The organism is Pararhodobacter sp. SW119 (assembly GCF_017811755.1).
Taxonomy (GTDB): domain Bacteria; phylum Pseudomonadota; class Alphaproteobacteria; order Rhodobacterales; family Rhodobacteraceae; genus Pararhodobacter.
The window spans coordinates 1-13,654 of sequence record NZ_JADDJF010000064.1 but is presented as its reverse complement, the minus strand read 5'-3'; the positions used below and the strand labels follow the sequence as shown (position 1 = coordinate 13,654).

At 64.3% G+C, this 13,654-nt stretch carries 12 protein-coding genes and 1 pseudogene; 10 read left to right on the top strand and 3 right to left on the bottom strand.

Annotation, left to right across the window (positions count from 1 at the left end):
• Positions 1-280, bottom strand: a 280-nt coding sequence (locus IM708_RS18560; RefSeq protein ID WP_209428063.1) for an AAA family ATPase, incomplete at its 3' end; no start/stop codon positions are given.
• A gap of 83 nt (positions 281-363) precedes the next feature.
• Positions 364-660 (bottom strand): annotated as a pseudogene (locus IM708_RS18555) (transposase); the annotation flags it as partial.
• A 61-nt stretch (positions 661-721) separates the two neighbouring features.
• Here IM708_RS18555 and IM708_RS18550 point away from each other — a divergent pair.
• The 10 genes from IM708_RS18550 to IM708_RS18505 all read left to right on the top strand — a co-directional run bounded on the left by IM708_RS18550 (position 722) and on the right by IM708_RS18505 (position 12,700).
• The gene (locus tag IM708_RS18550; RefSeq protein WP_245243315.1) at positions 722-1,303 is read left to right on the top strand and encodes an SOS response-associated peptidase family protein; all 582 of its coding nucleotides are present in this window, start codon (positions 722-724) and stop codon (positions 1,301-1,303) included.
• A gap of 292 nt (positions 1,304-1,595) precedes the next feature.
• Positions 1,596-3,563, top strand: coding sequence for a bifunctional 2',3'-cyclic-nucleotide 2'-phosphodiesterase/3'-nucleotidase (locus IM708_RS18545; RefSeq protein ID WP_209428062.1), 1,968 nt, complete (start codon positions 1,596-1,598; stop codon positions 3,561-3,563).
• Between the two features lie 434 nt (positions 3,564-3,997).
• Positions 3,998-4,516 carry a hypothetical protein gene (locus IM708_RS18540; RefSeq protein ID WP_209428061.1) on the top strand — a complete coding sequence of 173 codons (519 nt, stop codon included), beginning with the start codon at positions 3,998-4,000 and terminating at the stop codon, positions 4,514-4,516.
• A gap of 489 nt (positions 4,517-5,005) precedes the next feature.
• Positions 5,006-5,782: a GntR family transcriptional regulator gene (locus IM708_RS18535; RefSeq protein WP_209428060.1), complete on the top strand. Its 777-nt coding sequence runs from the start codon at positions 5,006-5,008 to the stop codon at positions 5,780-5,782.
• 5 nt (positions 5,783-5,787) lie between these two features.
• Positions 5,788-7,314, top strand: a complete 1,527-nt coding sequence (locus IM708_RS18530; protein WP_348525001.1) for an FGGY-family carbohydrate kinase — start codon at positions 5,788-5,790, stop codon at positions 7,312-7,314.
• An 18-nt stretch (positions 7,315-7,332) separates the two neighbouring features.
• Positions 7,333-8,958, top strand: a complete 1,626-nt coding sequence (locus IM708_RS18525) for an ABC transporter substrate-binding protein (protein WP_209428058.1) — start codon at positions 7,333-7,335, stop codon at positions 8,956-8,958.
• Positions 8,959-9,036: 78 nt separating this feature from the next.
• Positions 9,037-9,957 carry an ABC transporter permease gene (locus tag IM708_RS18520; protein ID WP_209428057.1) on the top strand — a complete coding sequence of 307 codons (921 nt, stop codon included), beginning with the start codon at positions 9,037-9,039 and terminating at the stop codon, positions 9,955-9,957.
• Positions 9,950-10,780, top strand: a complete 831-nt coding sequence (locus IM708_RS18515; RefSeq protein WP_245243314.1) for an ABC transporter permease — start codon at positions 9,950-9,952, stop codon at positions 10,778-10,780. Before IM708_RS18520 ends, IM708_RS18515 begins: the two co-directional genes overlap by 8 nt.
• A gap of 1 nt (position 10,781) precedes the next feature.
• Positions 10,782-11,744, top strand: coding sequence for an ABC transporter ATP-binding protein (locus IM708_RS18510; RefSeq protein ID WP_209428056.1), 963 nt, complete (start codon positions 10,782-10,784; stop codon positions 11,742-11,744).
• Positions 11,741-12,700 carry an oligopeptide/dipeptide ABC transporter ATP-binding protein gene (locus tag IM708_RS18505; RefSeq protein ID WP_209428055.1) on the top strand — a complete coding sequence of 320 codons (960 nt, stop codon included), beginning with the start codon at positions 11,741-11,743 and terminating at the stop codon, positions 12,698-12,700. The genes IM708_RS18510 and IM708_RS18505 overlap by 4 nt, the downstream gene beginning before the upstream one ends.
• A 193-nt stretch (positions 12,701-12,893) precedes the next feature.
• On the opposite strand, the gene IM708_RS18500 is transcribed toward IM708_RS18505, so the two are convergent.
• Positions 12,894-13,654: universal stress protein (locus tag IM708_RS18500; protein ID WP_209428054.1), on the bottom strand; the 761-nt coding region annotated here is incomplete at its 5' end.

Genomic DNA, 13,654 nt, shown 5'->3' with positions numbered 1-13,654 from the left:
ATATCGTTAACTTCCCGTCATGTACGGCGGAACCAAACTCCTCGATCTCCCCGGGAGTGAGGTGGTCAAACGTGACTATGATTTCGATGCTTTCCGTTTCGCGCTTGTGGAAGTCATCCTTCGATAGCTTCGGTGCGGCGTCAAAGAACAGCCGTAGTGCATGGAGCAGAGTCGATTTTCCAGCGTTATTGCCACCGATCAACACTGTGACGTCGCTGAACGTTAGGTTGGCCTTTGCGATAGACCTTAGGCCAGTCAATTCTAGCGACGAGACTCTCATGCCTATGCCTCTTCAAGGTAGTGCCCCGGGAGGTGGTGTAGAAACTGGCGTCCATCTGCTTCTTCATAGCTGGTGTCGTTCGTTCACTGTGCGGCGATCATCGGCGCCGCTTCGGTATGGTTGCACACGGCTGTCAGCTTTTCCACCGGCATGTAGCGGCGAGAGACGGCCCACTCGTCATTCTGTTCCAGCATCAGCGCGCCGACGAGCCGGATGACGGCCTCGCGGTTGGGAAAGATCCCGACGACGTTGGTGCGCCGCTTGATCTCCTTGTTCACGCGCTCCAGCGGGTTTGTGCTGTGCAGCTTCGAGCGCAGGCTCTCGTCAAAGGCCATGTAGGCCAGCACGTCGTGCTCGGCCTCGTCCATCAGCTCGGCGACATCGCGGAACCGGTCATGCAGGCTGTGCAACCTCTACAGCAACACCACGACTCAGGCGTTGATGCGCCAACTCTTCGACGGGCTGAAAGATCGGGCAGGAAACCTCGCGCCCGGTCAGCTGTATCCCGACCAGTTCGGTGCGATCGTGCGCCATGGTAGCGAGGCGCTTGAACTGGTGAAGGCACGTTGGGGAATGCCATCGCCGCCCGGTGTCCTCAATACGCAGCGAGATCCAGGCGTCACCAACGTGCGCAACCTGACCTCCCCGCACTGGCGGCGGTGGCTGGACAAGACGCACCGCTGCCTGGTTCCGGTCACGTCTTTCGCTGAACCGGTGAAGGGTGGCAACCAGTGGTTCGGCCTCACTGAACCGGATGTTCGCATGTTCTTCGCAGGTATCGAGGTGCGTGGCTGGAAGTCCGTCCGGAAGGTGAAGGATGGCGAGACGACCGACGATCTCTTCGCGTTCCTAACCTGCTCGCCGAACGCCGAGGTAAGGTCGATACATCCTAAGGCGATGCCCGTCATTCTGACGAAGCCGGACGAGTGGGAGACGTGGCTTTCAGCCCCCATCGAGGTCGCTGCAAAACTCCAGCGACCGTTGCCGGATGGCACGCTGCACCGGCTTTCAGGGCCGGTATAGGCAGCTACGAAGAAGGGTGTCGACTACCAGGAAGGCCGATTTTCCGGGCATGCATTGCAACGGTTGTGAACCGATCGAGGAAGCACCGTATGATCCCATTTTTCATATGAGATACCCGGGCCGACAAATGCCGCTGCGGTGCTGATCGCACTTGCTCGAGGACCGGATTGGGATGACACTGAAGATGGAAGCCGGTTCAACTGGGGGATGTCGGCTGGTGCGCAATCACGGTGCGGCTTCCACGGCGACTTTCGCAACCCGGCGTTTCTGCCCCCAAGCATTGGAGCCCGTCATGGCCCACCTGTCCCGCCGCACCTTTCTGCTCAGTTCGACCGCGGCAGGCGGCCTGATCATGCTGCATCCCTACTCGGCCCGCGCCGCGGCCGGGCAAGCGCATCTGCGCGTCCTGTCCACCACGGACCTGCACTGCCACGTGCATCCCTACGACTACTACGCCGATCGCGAGAACCACACGATGGGGATGGCGCGCACCGCGTCGATCGTCAACGACATCCGGGCCGAGGCGACGAACACCCTCACCGTCGACAATGGCGACTACTTCCAGGGCAATCCGATGGGCGACTACATCGCCTACTCGCGCGGCATGGCCGCGGGCGACCTGCATCCGATCATCGCGGGGATGAACACACTCGGCTATGACGGCGGCACGCTGGGCAACCATGAATTCAACTACGGCGTCGACTTCATGGACAAGGTGAATGCCGGCGCCGAGTTCCCCATCGTCTGCGCCAACTTCGCCCGCAGCCTCGGCGCCACGCCGCGCGAGGATGCGTTGCACCTGCCGCCCTACGTGATCCTTGATCGTGAACTGACCGATGGCGCGGGTGAGACCCATCCCGTCCGCATCGGCCTGATCGGTTTCGTGCCGCCGCAGATCATGCAGTGGGACCGCGCCCATCTGGAGGGGCGCTTTGCCGTGCGCGGCATCGTCGAAGCGGCGCGCGCCTGGTTTCCGCAGATGCTCGAGGAGGGGGCGGACCTGATCATCGCGCTGGCCCATACCGGCATCTCCGCCAGCCGGCACGAGGAGATGATGGAAAACTCCGCACTGCACCTCGCCGCGGTCGACGGGATCGACGCGGTGGTCTGCGGGCACCATCACCTCGTCTTCCCGTCGGACCGCTACAGTGGCCAGGGGATCGATGCCGCCGCCGGCACGCTGATGGGCAAACCCGCCGCGATGGCCGGCTTCTGGGGATCGCATCTGGGGATCATCGACCTGATGCTGGTGCGCGAGGGCGGCGCGTGGCGTATCGACCGGTCCGAAAGCACCACCCGCCCGATCTTCGAGCGCCTCGAAGACCGCACCGTCCGGCCGCTGGTTGACAGCGATCCGCAGGTGATCGCCGCCACCCAGCAGGTCCACGAGGAGACCCTAGAATATGTCCGCGCCGAAGTCGGTCGGACCGAGGTGCCCCTGCATTCCTACTTCGCGCTGGTTGCCGACGACCCCTCGGTCCAGATCGTCAGCGAGGCGCAGCACTGGTATGTGTCCGACATCCTCAAGGGCACCGAGCATGAAGGGCTGCCGGTGCTGTCCGCCGCCGCACCTTTCAAGGCCGGCGGGCGCGGCGGGCCGGAATACTACACCGATGTTGAGCCCGGCCCGGTCGCCATCATGCATGTGGCCGACCTCTACCTTTACCCCAACACACTGATGGCCGTGCGCATCACCGGCTCGCAGGTGCGCGAATGGCTGGAACGCTCGGCCGGTATCTTCAACCAAGTCGAGCCGGGGGCGGCGGACCAGCCGCTCCTGGATCCGGGCTTCCCCTCCTACAATTATGACGTGATCGACGGCGTGACCTACCGCATCGATATCACCCAGCCGTCGCGTTATGACACCGATGGCGAACTGGTGAACCCCGATGCCCGGCGGATCGTGGATCTGGAGTTCGAGGGCGCGCCGATCGACGACGACGCCGAATTCATCGTCGCCACGAACAACTACCGCGCCTCGGGCGGGGGGCGGTTCCCCGGCGCCGACGGCTCCACCATCGTGTTCGAGGCGCCCGACACCAATCGCGACGTCATCGTGCGTTACATCGTGGAGAGCGGCACCATCGCTCCCGCCGCGGACGGAAACTGGAACTTCGCGCCGGCCGATGGCGCCACGGTGCTGTTCGAGACCGGGCCGGCCGCGATGCGATATCTGGGTGAGGTGCGTGCTCGCGGCACGATGATCGAACCGGCGGGCGAGGGCGAAGGCGGCTTTGCCCTCTACCGGATCACGCTCTGATCGGCGCGGTAGCGCTAGCCGTCCTATCCGACAAAGGCACCGCTTGCCCGAGCCGGACCGCTGATCGGCCGTGGGGCGGAATGTTCGGTTCGATCAGGTTTGAGGGTGTCGATGAACCCGGGAGCGCTAGGCGCAGCCTGGCCGTCTCTACCGCTTGGCACGGGCAGGCACCGGCTTCGACCGGCGCCAGCTTGTTTCCAGGGCACGAGATTGCCGCGTTCGGTGCCGCCCACTCGCGCCGCTTTCCAGTGCGCACCGCCGCGTTGCTCCATGACCGCAGTGAGCCAGGAACCGTCATTCGCTCACCGCTCGCCATGGTAGGAAACGTTGCAGACGCAGCGTAATGCTCGGGCCAATGGTGTGGTTCTGCGACCTTGCCTCCTGACCAGAAACCTTTAGCTCATTGGAAACACGACGATGCGGGAGCTCTCTGAATGATGAAATACCTTCTCGGCCTCGGTGCGCTGGTCGTGGTGGCGGTCGGTTATTTCCTGTTGGTCCCCACGGACGACGCACCGCAACCGCCCGCCGCGCCCGTCACAGAGGCGCCCGCAACCGAGCCAGCCGCAACCGCGCCGGTTGCTCCCGACGCTGTCGTCACGCCAAACGTCGCGCCCGCCTCCCACGACGAGGAGGTCCTACTTGCGGACATGGCCGCCGATGCCCGTGAAGACCTGCCCTCGGCGGTGACGGACACGCTGACGATGACCGACGCGCTGTTCCTGCCGCGCATGCGGATCATGGAATACACCTACGTCACGACCGCCGCAGATGCCCGCGCCTCTGCCAGCGAAATGCGGGCTCTGATCGAATCCCGTGCCGAGACGATCTGCCTGGAGGGCCAGCAGATGTTCGGAATGGGCGTTACCCTGCGCAACAGTTTCGAGGATCGCGACGGCAATCTTTTCCAGCGGGCCTATCTCCTTCCGGAGGATTGCGAGCGGTTTTACTAGCCGTGGTTCGCGGCCCTTGCGGCAAGCGCCGCCAACTTCTCCTTGTGCGCTCGCGCCTGGGCCGCAAGCTCGATACCGTAGACGCCGAGGCACTCCATATGGGTGCCTTTGTCTTTCGGAATTAGCAATCTGGTGAAGCATGCTTTTCGACATGCCGCGAACGTCACCACCCACAATGCAGTCCAACGGGGAATAGGAATGGCTCACTACACGTCCACGGGTCCCTAAAGAAGTCCTAGGCAAAACCGCAGACCGCCATGTGGATCGGTCGGGTGCCCCCGAGGTTGGGGCGTCTTATCCTCCGGTATAAACCCGGTAGAATCGAGCCACGTCCGCTCCACTGGGCCAGCGCAAGACAGCAGATTTCACTTGGACGCGCCCAAGATAGCGGTGCGGTGGGACCCCAGGTTCGGAACCGGCACCCCTCATCAAAGCTCTTGACTTGTATTATACCTGACTGATCACTCTGCAGTGTCGAAGGAGGCGTGATTGGTCGGGCACACCCACACTGCAGAGCAACCGGTGGATCTGGCGCTGCACGGCGCGCCACCGCCACGCTACGAGCAAATTGCCGACGAACTCGCCTCGGAAATCGCCGAGGGCCGGATCGCGGCTAGGATGAAACTCCCCTCCGAACACGCATTGATGCGGATCTTCGATGTCAGCCGAGTCACGGTGCGCTCGGCACTCAGCCTGCTCGACCGACGCGGACTTATCGAAAGTCGACAGGGAGCCGGCCATTTCGTCCGGCAGTCCGGCAACCCGATCCGCCAGCCAACCGGCCCGCTCAGTGGTTTTCGTCTGCAGGCCGAGCGACACGGGTATCGTGTTGGCGAGCAGATTCTCGGCCTGGAGCAGCGCAAGGCAACCTCGGCGGAGCGGCTGAAGTTCGGCGCTTTGCCACCCGAGACATTGTGGGAACTGAAGAGACTTCGGCTACTCGATTCCGTGCCCGCTGTCTTGCAGACCATCCTCCTGCCGGCGGATGTGCTGTCGCAGCTCGACCCTACAGAGCTGCGTGGCGGGCTCTACGCATGCCTCGACCGACGTGGCCTTCGTCCGCATCGCGCAGAGGACATCGTCGACGCAATTGCGCTGTCACCTGATGCGGCGACGCGGCTCTGTCTGCCCGTAGGCTCGCCCGTCTTTCGCTTCAATCGCGTCGCCAGCCTGCAAGCGGGCCGCGTGATCGAGGTAACACAGAGCCTTGTCCGGTCGGATCTTCTGAAGATCGTGCTGACCCCTGGCGAGGAGGGCGAGCGTTGACCGAAGTGCTCATAGCGATCGATATCGGCACCAGCGCATTGCGCACCGCGGCGGTCACACCGGATGGCCGGGTTCTCGCCTGCGCGCTCGAACCTCTGTCGTTTTCTGAGCCTTTCCCGGGGTGGGCCGAACTTGACCCCGAGGACTGGTGGCGCGCGCTGTGCAAGACGACAGGAAAGGTTCTCGAGGACCTTTCGGACAAGCACCTGCCCCTCGGGCTCTGCGTCTGCGGCGTCACGCGCACCCAGGTGCTGATTGACGCCGGAGGATCTGTGCTGCGCCCGGCTATGTTGTTTCGTGACAGGCGCGCAGAAAGCGACGCACGTGTGGTGGCGGCCGCTTTGCCACAGAGCAATCCGGCCGAGACGATCTCGGCCTTCCACCCCTTTGCCCGTCTGGCTTGGCTCGCCCGTAAGGAGCCTGAGATCTATTCCCGCATCGACGCGGTGCTCGACCCCAAGGACTGGCTGATCCACCGTCTGACAGACACGCTCACCGCAGATGCGGTCACGCTATCGCGGCTCGATGCCTTCGCGTCATCAGGGCAGCTGGTGTCCGGCGAACTGTCGCGAATCGGAAGCCTGATCGACCGGCCGCGCTTGTGGCCTTGGCAGGAAGCAGGCCGGATCACCGAGACCGCGGCCCCCTTCGACCGGTTGCGTGGCCTGCCGGTGTTCTCCGGGTCAATGGACGCCTGGGCGACCGCCGTTGGGGCAGGCGCGTTGCTGCCTGGACAGGCCTACGATGTCGCGGGCACCTCCGAAGCGGTGGGTCTGCTGAGCACGGTGCGCAAGGGGGTGGACGGGCTCGTCTCCGTCCTATGGGGCGAGAGCCTGTGGCAGCTCGGTGGGCCGACGCAGATCGGAGCTGACAGCGCAACCTGGGCGCACGAGGTGTTCCGGGTCAAGGGGCGGCTATCCACCGCGATCGAGCGTGCCGGTCATCGCCCGCCTGCCGACGATCTGCCGGTCTTTCTGCCGTGGCTCTCTGGTGAGCGGACGCCGGTCTGGCGTTCGGATGTGCGCGGAATGTTTGCGGGGTTGTCGCGTGGCAATGACGGGGATGCGCTGCTCTGGTCGGTGCTGGAAGGTGTTGCCCATGCGCTGCGCGATATCCTCGAGATCGCCGGACGGGAAACCGGTGAGCGGATCACTGAACTTCGCGTCTGCGGTGGCGGCGCGCAGAGCGATGCATGGTGCCAGATCAAGGCCGATGTCACGGGTGTTCCAGTCGTGAGAACGGCTGCCAAGGAAACCGGTCTGATCGGCGCCGCGATGTGCGCCGCGGTGGGCTGCGGTTTGCACGCGACCCTTCCCGCCGCGGCGCAGGCCATGTGCCGAACCGATGCGGTGTTCGAGCCCCGCGCGCCGCTGGCCGCACTCTTCGGTCGCCGAGCGCGTATCTACCAGGATCTCAAGCGGATGGCGCTGTCACTTCCCGAAACGCCGCTTGAGTTGAACCTCGTGCCTCTCCGGGATGGTGTCGGGGAAGCTGACGCCGGCCGGCTGGCCACAAAACCGGGTAAACGATGAAACAGGGAGAGACAGACCATGACTAGGATATCGACCTCTACGGAAAGGAATCCATCCTTTCGTTGGCTTCGCGCCGGCGGACTGGCCGCCGCGCTTGCACTTGGCATCGCCGCCCCACCGGCTGAGGCGCGGGACGTCACGATCGTGCTCGACCCACCCTCGGCCGAGACCAATCGCTTCTGGGAGACGAGTGGTGACAACAATCTGGGCCCGGCGATGCAGACGTTACTGGGCAACGACCCAGTTACGGGCGAGATCGACACCTCGACGGTGGCTCATACTTGGGAGGTGAACGAGGACTTCACGTCCTGGACCTTCCATCTGCGCCCCGAGGCCGAGTTTCACGGAGACTGGGGGCCGGTCACGACCGCCGACATCGTCCACAGCTATCAATTGCACACTTCTAACGACAGCATCCTGACCGGCCTTACGCTATTGCGTGGTGCGGAACTGGAGGTCCTCGACGACCACACGCTTACTTTCCATCTGCCCGAGCCGCGCCCGAACTTCCTTTTCGCGCATGCCGGGCGCGGGATCATGCTGATCTATTCCAAGGCACAATACGAGGCCGAGGGTATCGAAGGCTACGACGCCGCTCCCGCCGGCACCGGCCATTTCCGGCTTACCGAGAGACGGATCGGTGAGGGCGTGACTTTCGAGGCGGTCGAGGACCACTGGTCGGGCGAGACTTCGGCGGTCTCGACGCTCGACATCCGCTACGTGGCCGAACCGGCGACGAAGCTCGCGATGCTGCTGGCCGGCGAGGCCGATATCGTCGCGCTGCCGCGGGAACTGCAGAGCGAGGCGACCGAAGCGGACTATGCCATCCTCTCTTCGACCAATGCGGCGATGCAGACGGCGTTCATGTTCGGCAACATCTATGAAGAGGGGGTCGAAGGCTACAATCCCGAGCTGCCGTGGATGGACATCCGGCTACGCGAGGCGATGAACCGCGCGATCGACCGCGACGTCTTGATGGAGGTTCTCTACGACGGGCGCGCCGAGAAACTGGTGCGTTTCATGATGGACCCCCGCGGCGAGGGATACGCGCCCGAATTGGCCGAGCGATTCGATGAAGACTATGGTTACGATCCTGAGCGGGCCCGCGAACTTCTGGGAGAAGCCGGATATCCGGAGGCTTTCGCCGATCCGGTCATCCCGATCATCTCCACAACCCTTGGCGGAAACCCCGAATTCCCGGTGCTTGCTGAGCTCTTGCAGGTCTTCTTCGACGAGGTCGGCCTCCAGACCGAAATCCGAGAAATGGACTGGGGCACACTTGGCGGTATGAGCCGCGCGCGCACCGCCTTCGTCCTGCGCCCGATGCGCAACGCGCCGATCCGGCCTTCGGTTCAAGGGCTGAGCATCTTTTATTCCTCGGCCGGCAACCCGATCAACTTTGTCGAGACTGCACAGATGGAGGAACTGGCCACCGCGATGAACGCGAGCATTGACCCCGAGGAGCGCGGTGAGATAGCACGCGACGCCTTCACCTATCTCTACGAGCTCTACGCTGACATCCCTGTTGCGTCGGTGGGCTACGAGGTGGCGGTGGATCCCGACACGATTGTCGGTTGGACCTATCCCGGTGCCACTGCGATCGGGCTGAGCCATTGGCATCTGATCGAGCCGGTGGCCGAGTGAGCGAAAGGCGAAAACCCTGCGCGCGGGGCGACGGCCCCCCGCGGACGCCTTCGGGATGATGCGCACGCCGAGGCAGCAATGACGCGTTTCGCCCTTCTGCGGCTGGTCCAAAGCCTTGTTTCGCTTTTCGCGATCACGGTGATCGTTTTCGGGCTTTCCCACGCCACCGGAAGTCCGATCGACACCATGCTCCCCGACGACGCGACGACCGAACAGATTGCGGCACTGTCTCGCAACCTCGGACTGGATGAACCGCTCTGGAGGCAGTATCTGGTGTTTCTGGGCAATGCGCTTCAGGGCGATTTCGGCATGTCGCTGAAATGGCGCGGCCAGTCGGCAATGGGTGTCGTGCTCGACCGGCTGCCCGCAACGCTTCGGCTGGGCGGGCTTGCACTTCTTATTAGCATCGCCGTGGCGATCCCGGCTGGCGTCGTCTCGGCGGTGCGCCGCGGCACTTGGGCGGATCACCTGGTGCGTGGATTTGCGCTCTTCGGGCAGTCGATCCCAGCCTTCTGGCTGGGAATCGTGCTTATCTGGATTTTCGCGGTAGGCCTTGGCTGGTTGCCGACCTCAGGGCATGGCGGACTTGCGCACATGATCCTTCCCGCCATCTCGATCGCCGCCTTCCAGATTGCGGCACTGACCCGGCTTACCCGCTCGGCGATGCTTGAGGTGCTGGACACCGAATACGTCAAGCTCGCCCGGATCAAGGGCGCCTCCGAGACTGCGGTGGTCTGGCGCCATGCCTTTGCCAATGCCGCAATTGTGCCACTGACCTATTTCGGCGTGCTGGCCGGCTCGGTCCTGACAGGATCGATCGTGGTCGAGACGGTGTTCGGCTGGCCTGGGGCCGGCTGGCTCGCGATAGAGGCGATCCGGGCGCGCGACTTCCCCGTGATCCAGGCGGTGGTGATGTTCTTCGCGCTGGCCTTCCTGCTCGCGAACGTGCTTGTCGACCTGCTCTACGCCTGGGTAGACCCGAGGGTGCGGCATGGCTAGCAGCCGGCTCCCCGTGATCCCGCTGGCTCTGCTCGTGTTGGTCCTGCTGGGCCCGGCACTGCTCGCCGATCTGATCGCGCCGCACGACCCCTATCAGAGCCACCTGCGCAATCGCCTGCAGCCGCCAGTCTTTGCCGGCGGCGGCTGGGAGTTCATCCTCGGCACCGATAGGCTTGGCCGCTGCATCCTTTCGCGTATCCTTCACGGCGCGCGCTATGCGGTGGCAATCTCGGCCGTTGGAATCGTGCTGGGCGCAGCATTGGGGTCCGCGCTGGGTCTGCTCGCGGGTTATGCGCGAGGCTGGACGGATGCGGTGGTCATGCGCCTCGTGGACATCTCGTTTGCCCTGCCGAGCGTGCTGCTGGCTCTGGCGCTGGCCGTCGTCTTTGGTCCCAGCTTTTCAGCTGTCCTTGCCGTGATCGTCTTCGTCCTTTGGGCGTCCTTCGCGCGTCAGGTCCGGGGCGAAGTCCTCAGCCTCCGCGAGCGCGATTTCGTCGCCCGGGCCCGCGTCGCGGGCGCCTCGCATCTGCGCATTCTCTCGCGCCACATACTGCCCAACGTAGCCAACACCATCACCGTGATGGCGACATTGCAACTGGGCGTCATCATCCTGCTCGAAGCCACGCTCTCGTTTCTCGGCATCGGGGTGCCGCGCCCGACTCCGACCTGGGGCCTCTTGGTCGCGGACGGCCGACAGTTTGTGGTGTCGGCCTGGTGGATTTCTTTCTTCCCGGGGCTCGCGATCCTGCTTTCGGTCCTCTCGATCAACCTGCTCGGCGACTGGTTGCGAGACCGGCTTGATCCCAGGCTGCAGCAGGTCTGACATGGTGCTCGACGTCTCAAACCTCAGCGTGCAGATCCGCGGAAAGGCGGGCGTCATTCACCCGGTCGACGACGTGAGCTTCTCGCTGCGGCCCGGCGAGACACTCGGTCTCGTCGGCGAATCCGGGTCGGGCAAGTCGATGACCGGCCTTGCGCTAATGCGCCTGCTGCCTCAGCCGGCCGCCCGGATCACGCAAGGCCGCATCACGCTTGCCGGTCAGGACATCCTCGCCTTCTCGGATCGGCAGATGCGCTCGGTTCGCGGTCGCGATATCTCGATGATTCTGCAGGACCCGCAGACCTCGCTCAACCCGGTCTGGCGGATCGGCGCGCAAGTGATCGAGGCGCTGCGCCTGCACGCCCCTGGCCCGTCGACGGCCCTGCGCGTGCGCGCCGTCGAACTTCTGCGCTGGCTGGGCATCCCCGCGCCTGAGGCTCGGATGCGCGCCTTTCCGCATGAGCTTTCGGGCGGGATGCGGCAACGCGTGGTCGGCGCCATTGCGCTCTCCAGCGCGCCGAAGGTGCTGATCGCCGACGAGCCGACGACCGCGCTCGATGTGACGATCCAGGCGCAGTTCCTGCGCCTGCTGCGCGACATCCAGGCCGAGACCGGGCTCTCGATCCTCTTCATCACGCACGATTTCGGGGTTGTCGCTCGGCTCTGTCATCGAGTCATGGTCATGTATGCCGGACGCGTGGTCGAAACCGGCCCGGTCCGGAGGATATTCTCCGCGCCAGCTCATCCCTATACACGCGCGCTTGTTGCCTCGGTTCCCCGGCTGGACACGCCAGAGGGCCGGCTGCCGGCGATCCCGGGCCAGCCCCCCGCGCTCTGGTCGCTGCCGAGCGGATGTGCCTTCGCCCCTCGATGCCCCCTGGCCGATGCACGCTGCCACCTCAAGGCGCCACCGACGGTGGTCACCGCGCCGGGGCAGTCTGCCGCTTGCTGGCGGCCGGTGGCATGACGGCCTTGCTGGAACTGTCGCGGCTCGCGCGACATTTCACCACCGGCCTGGCCGGGCGCGGACCGTTCGTGCGCGCCCTCGACGGGGTCGATCTGCAGGTTCAGGCCGGCGAGACGCATGCGGTGATCGGCGAGTCAGGTTGCGGCAAGACGACAATGGCGCGGCTGATCCTCAATCTTGATAGACCGACCGCTGGAAAAGCGTGTTTCGACGACCAGGATATTCACGCGCTCAGCGCGAAGCGGCTTCGGTGGTTTCGCCGCGACGTTCAGGCCGTCTTCCAGGATCCCTGGGCTTCGTTGAACCCCCGGATGCGCGTGCGCGACACCGTGGCCGAAGCGCTTATCGCCACGACCTCGCTGTCGCGCAAAGAGATCGACGCGCGCGTTGCTCGGGCGCTGGAAGAGGTGGAACTCCGTCCCGACCAGATGCGCAATTTTCCACACGAGTTCTCCGGCGGCCAGCGCCAACGGATCGCGATCGCCAGCGCGTTGATCAGCAATCCGCGGCTGATCATCCTCGACGAGCCGGTTTCGGCCTTGGACGTGTCCATCCGGGCGCAGATCATGAATCTTCTGAAGGATCTGCAGCGCGACCGTGGAATGGCCTTCCTCCTCATTGCGCACGATCTGGCCACGACGCGGTTCTTGGCGGATCAGGTGAGCGTCATGTATCTCGGCCGGATTGTAGAAACCGGGCCCGCCGAGGAAGTCTTCGCCACCCCCCGCCACCCCTATACCCGAGCGTTGATCTCTGCAGCACTTCCGTCTGACCCTGATACCGATAGCGCGGAAATCATCCTGAAGGGGGAGTCGCCATCGCCCCTTTCAGTCCCACAAGGGTGCCCATTCCATCCGCGTTGCCCGTGCTTCATCGGAAGTATCTGCGAAACTGATCGCCCGGAGCTGCAGTCGTCCGGTCGAAGCCAAGTTTCTTGCCATCTGCATTCAAGGTGAGTCCTTAGCAAAGCGATCTGGCGAACCCGTGCGTCATCTGCTCGTGGGAACGGGAGGTCACGACAGGAAGACTTTCAACGGCTCGCGGTCCGCCTTCGTGCCCCCCTCGCTCGCAAGCAGCTCCGTCGACTTGGCCCGAATCGGGGGGCGATAGTGCTCCCGAAGCTCGGCGTCGGCAACGAACTCATGCGGGTCATCTGGTCAGAATGATCGGCACCTTGCAGGACCGGATCATCTCGGTCGTGGTGGAGCCGATGATCAGGCTTCGGATGCGCGAATGGCCATAGGCGCCCATGACTACCATGTCATAGGGCGCCCCCTCGACCAGCTTGCCGAGGGTGGTTTCGGGCTGTCCGCTGACGATGTCGGTTTCAGCCGCGATACCGGCCGCTTTCAGCGCGGCCTGCGCGTCAGCCAGCTGCTTTCGGGTGGCATCGGTTGGATTACCGACGGTGACGACGCTGACATGCAGGTCGCCATAGAGGGGGGTGTGCGCGACATGCTCGACGGCGCGCATCGCCGAGGCACCACCGTCGTAAGCGATTAGCACCCGACTGATCGGCTTGAAGGCGCGGGCCGCCACGAAGACCGGCTTCTTGCTCGCGCGCACGATGCGTTCAAGGTTGGAGCCCAGATGCCCCTTGGCGAAGTCCGCCGCCTCGCCACGCTTGCCGATCAGGATCATTTCGGCGCCAGCTTCCTGTTCGGCGACCGTGTCGACGATGTCGCCGTGCCGAAGCCGTGTGGTGATCTCGTTGATGCCGGCGCGGTCGAGGATAGCTCGGGCATCTTCCAGGATCGCGCGGCCGCGATGGGACACGAGCCGGGCGCGCTGCGCGTCGAGTTCTGCCAACTCCTCCAGCAGCGCCGTGCGCGCCCCGAGGGCAATCGAGCCGGAGTAATCCGCCTTCTCGGCGCCGTCGCGGCGGCCGAGGATATGCAGCAACTCGACCG